3 protein-coding genes and 1 pseudogene are annotated in these 4,016 nt (G+C 41.2%); all 4 read right to left on the reverse strand.

The genetic code is table 11. The features are described from left to right. Positions 1-528, reverse strand: a 528-nt coding sequence (locus ACLNCN_RS03785; RefSeq protein ID WP_424844653.1) for a sugar-binding domain-containing protein, incomplete at its 3' end; no start/stop codon positions are given. 183 nt (positions 529-711) lie between these two features. Next, the gene (locus tag ACLNCN_RS03790) at positions 712-1,596 is read right to left on the reverse strand and encodes an SPFH domain-containing protein (RefSeq protein ID WP_070529168.1); all 885 of its coding nucleotides are present in this window, start codon (positions 1,594-1,596) and stop codon (positions 712-714) included. Positions 1,597-1,745: 149 nt separating this feature from the next. Further along, a complete protein-coding gene (locus ACLNCN_RS03795) occupies positions 1,746-2,897 on the reverse strand; it encodes an iron-containing alcohol dehydrogenase (protein WP_261141486.1) in 1,152 nt (383 codons plus the stop codon). A gap of 145 nt (positions 2,898-3,042) precedes the next feature. Continuing rightward, positions 3,043-4,016 (reverse strand): annotated as a pseudogene (gene fucI / locus ACLNCN_RS03800) (L-fucose isomerase); the annotation flags it as partial.

A 4,016-nucleotide genomic window follows, 5' to 3' on the forward strand; every position in this document is an offset into this window, starting at 1 on the left:
TTCCTTGAGCTTGGGACTTACTATCTTAATCCCATATAAATCCAGATGCACCAGATCTGTAATCAACAATTTTACTTCTCGGTAAATACCGCTACCAGAGTACCAACGACTGCTAGGTTGCTGATTTTCCACAAAAACTGCAAGCTGGTTGGCTGTTCCATCATTTCTTAGATAAGGAGTGATATCATAAGAAAATGGTGTATAGCCATTGGGATAATAGCCCAGCACTTGCCCGTTGATATAGACTTGGGAATTCATGTAAACCCCGTCAAAGAGCAAACGCACCGAAACAAGACTGGCATCTTCTTTCAAGTAAAACTGTGTCCGATACCAGGCCTGACCACCATTTAACTGACCACCCTCATTTTGCGCTGGCGAATACTGGTCAAAATCATTGTAAATACTCCAGTCGTGTGGCACTTGAATAGCCTGCCAATTTCCCCTCTGAAAATCTGGTGCCAAGGCATCTTCTTTCCCCACTTCCTGGCTAAAAAACCAGTGATTTCGTAAAACTTCTTCTCTTCTCATACAAACAATCCTCTTTAAATGACTCGATTTACTTGACTATAGCACAAAACAAAAGCGCTTTCAAGACTTCCTCCATCACTCCCTAAATCCTCAGAAAAGATTCTATAATTTGTGGAGGAAGATTTAGTCCTCAAAGCTACAAGGGTAATACAAAAAGAGCCTGTTGCCAAGCTCTTTAATCTATTATTTCTTGTCAGCTCGAAGGGCTGACAAGATTTGTGTACGGATATCATCGACACCATTTGGCGTATTTGGTAAAAAGATAGTTTGATTTCCTTTAGAGGCAAAGGTATTCAAAGTATCCAAATACTGGTTGGTCAAGAGGATGGACATGATTTGTTCTTCTGTCATGCCAACATTGGCTTCCTTGAGTTCGGTGATAGACTCTGCTAAGCCATCCACAATAGCCTTACGTTGTTGGGCAATCCCCACACCATGGAGGCGGTCCTTTTCTGCTTCGGCTTCAGCTGCAGTGACGATTTTAATCTTATCAGCTTCCGCCAATTCTTGCGCTGCGACCCGCTTGCGTTGCGCTGCATTGATTTCATTCATGGATTGCTTGACTTCTGCATCTGGTTCGACCTTAGTAATCAAGGTTTTCACAATAATATAACCGTAAGTAGTCATTTCTTCTGCTACTTGATGTTGAACTTCAAGGGCAATCTCATCTTTTTTCTCAAACAATTCATCCAAGGTTAATTTGGGAACAGAAGAGCGAAGAGCATCTTCGATATAAGATTTAATCTGAGATTCTGGACGCATGAGTTTATAGTAAGCATCTGTCACGCTCTGCTCATTAACACGGTACTGGGTCGCTACATTCATCATAACAAACACATTATCCTTGGTCTTAGTCTCAACAACAATATCGCTTTGCAACAAGCGCAACTGAATCCGAGCTGCAATCGAGTCAATCCCAAAAGGCAAGCGGATGTGAATACCGCTATTGGCAACCTTTTGGTATTTCCCAAAGCGTTCAATAATCGCCACCGACTGTTGACGAACCACATAAACTGTACTCAGTGTGACTATCACCAATAGGAGCACACAAACCACCACAAAAATCATCAAAAATGTTGTTACCATCGCGACGACCTCCATCATTATTTTTTTCTGTATTATAGCACATTTAAAGAAGGATGTGCAGTTTTTACTGCAATTTTTCCTGAAATGTCAATAATTAGAGGTGAATTGTCACATTGTCGTCAAATCTCTTGCTAAAACAACTCTTTATAAAACTCAATCGTTTCTTCTAAGGTTGGCATGAATGGATTTCCTGGTGCGCAGGCATCAATCAAGGCATTCTTAGAAAGGTATTCAAAGTCGAAATCTTTTTCTTCAATACCAAGTTCAGTCAATTTCTTAGGAATGCCTACTATCTCAGAAAGCTTCTCAATCTCAGCAATTGCGTAATCGGCACACTCTTCATCTGATTTACCTTCTACATGAAGTCCCAAGGCCTTGGCAACATTACGGAAAGCTTCTGGTACACGTTTAGCATTTTCACGTTCTATAACTGGTAACAACATGGCACAGCAAACACCGTGTGGCAAATTATATACTGCGCCGAGCTGGTGAGCCATTGAGTGAACATAGCCCAGACCTGCATTGTTAAAACTCATACCACCAAGGAAGATGGCATTGACCATACCTTCACGCGCTTCAATATCATGTCCATTTGCTACAGCGCGAGGAAGGTATTCCTTGATAAGCTCAATTGCTCCGATAGATAATTTCTTGGTCACATCATAAGCACCAGGTGTTACCAAAGCTTCAACAGCGTGAGTCAGAGCATCCATACCTGTCGCTGCAGTCAAGGCTTGAGGTTTTGAAATCATCAATTCAGGGTCATTAACAGAGATAAGAGCAAGGCTATTCTTGTCAACCATTACCATCTTAACCTTGCGTTCTTCATCGGTAATCACATAGTTAATAGTAATTTCTGCAGAAGTTCCTGCCGTTGTATTGATAGCCACAACTGGCAAGCCTTTTTTAGCAGACTTATGAAGCCCTTCATAATCCTGTGGTTTTCCACCATTTGTTGCTATGATAGAAATACAACTAGCTGCATCCTGTGGAGAACCCCCACCAAGACTGATGATAAAATCACATCCATGTTCTTCCAAAGCAGCTACCCCATCTGTGACATTCTTACAAGTAGGGTTTGGCTCTACATCGCTAAAGATGACATATTCGATTCCTTCTGCATCTAGCGGTTTTAAAACCTTAGGCAAAATGTCACTTCCTTCGATGAACTTATCTGTCACCAAAAGCGCCTTTTTATAGCCAAGTTCCTTGATATAAGGACCCACTTCATTTACAACACCTTTTCCAATAAGGTTGACTGCCGGAACATAAAATGTAGCCATATAATTTTCCTCCTGCGCCTTCGCGCTATATATTTAACATCATTATATTACTTTTTGTATTCGTTTTCAATCATTTGTGAAATATCTAACAAATATTTTTAAAAGGATAGGAGGGACGTAAGTTCACCTCCTATATAAACAAGTTTTATTTATGTAGTGGCCCCAACAACTGACATGCACGATAGTCTGCTGATTCTAGATCATCTGTTCCAAATAAGGACCAATTTTTAGGTCTAAAGATATCTTCCTCAGGTACATTATGCATATTGACAGGAATTCTCAACATAGAAGCCAAGGTAATCAAGTCTGCTCCAATGTGTCCATATGTTATGGCTCCGTGATTAGCTCCCCAATTATTCATGACGTCATAGACAGACTTGAAAGCACCTTTTCCTGTCAAACGTGGAGCAAACCAAGTAGTTGGCCAGCCTGGGTCTGTACGATTATCTAAAGTATGGTGAACATCTTCAGGAAGTTCAAGTGTGTAACCTTCTGCAATTTGTAGCACTGGACCAACCCCTTTTAGAAGATTGAGACGTACCATTGTTACTGGCATATCACCCTTCGTCAAGAAACGAGTTGAGAATCCTCCTCCACGGAAGTATTCGCGGTTTGCTGGTGGGAAGTCTGTGTTTTCAAGCATAGCCTGTACTTCACTTTCATCCAACTCCCAAAATGGTTTAATAACAGGTTGGCCATCTCGTGTAGCTTGACCTGTACCATCTAATGTACAAGAGCCAGAATTGATTAGATGTAAGAATCCGTCTGCAGCACGCCCCTCTAAAGTATGCCCTGTTACACGTTTAACAGCCTCTGGACTCCAATAAGTACGCACATCAGCAAAGATTTGTGGAGTATTTGTTAATAGATAATTAAAGAGCATAGACACACCATTTAGTGAATCATTCTCTGTCGCAAATACAAATGGTTTTCGAATACCATTCCAGTCAAACTGAGTATTGAGGAAAGTTTCCATAAAGTCCCCATTGGGGAAATGGTCTGTCCACTGGCGTTGACCTTGGAAACCAGCTACTAAAGCATGGTGACCAACTGCTTCTTCCTCAAAACCAAGCTCTGCTAAACGAGGATTTCCCTGCATAAGATCTCGACCAATCATGA

It is taken from the genome of Streptococcus sp. CL8.13, assembly GCF_049737895.1.

Bases quoted from the DNA above. Each gene is read 5' to 3' on its own strand.
- ACLNCN_RS03790 (WP_070529168.1), bottom strand. From the start codon at position 1,596: ATGATTTTTGTGGTGGTTTGTGTGCTCCTATTGGTGATAGTCACACTG.
- ACLNCN_RS03795 (WP_261141486.1), bottom strand. From the start codon at position 2,897: ATGGCTACATTTTATGTTCCGGCAGTCAACCTTATTGGAAAAGGTGTT.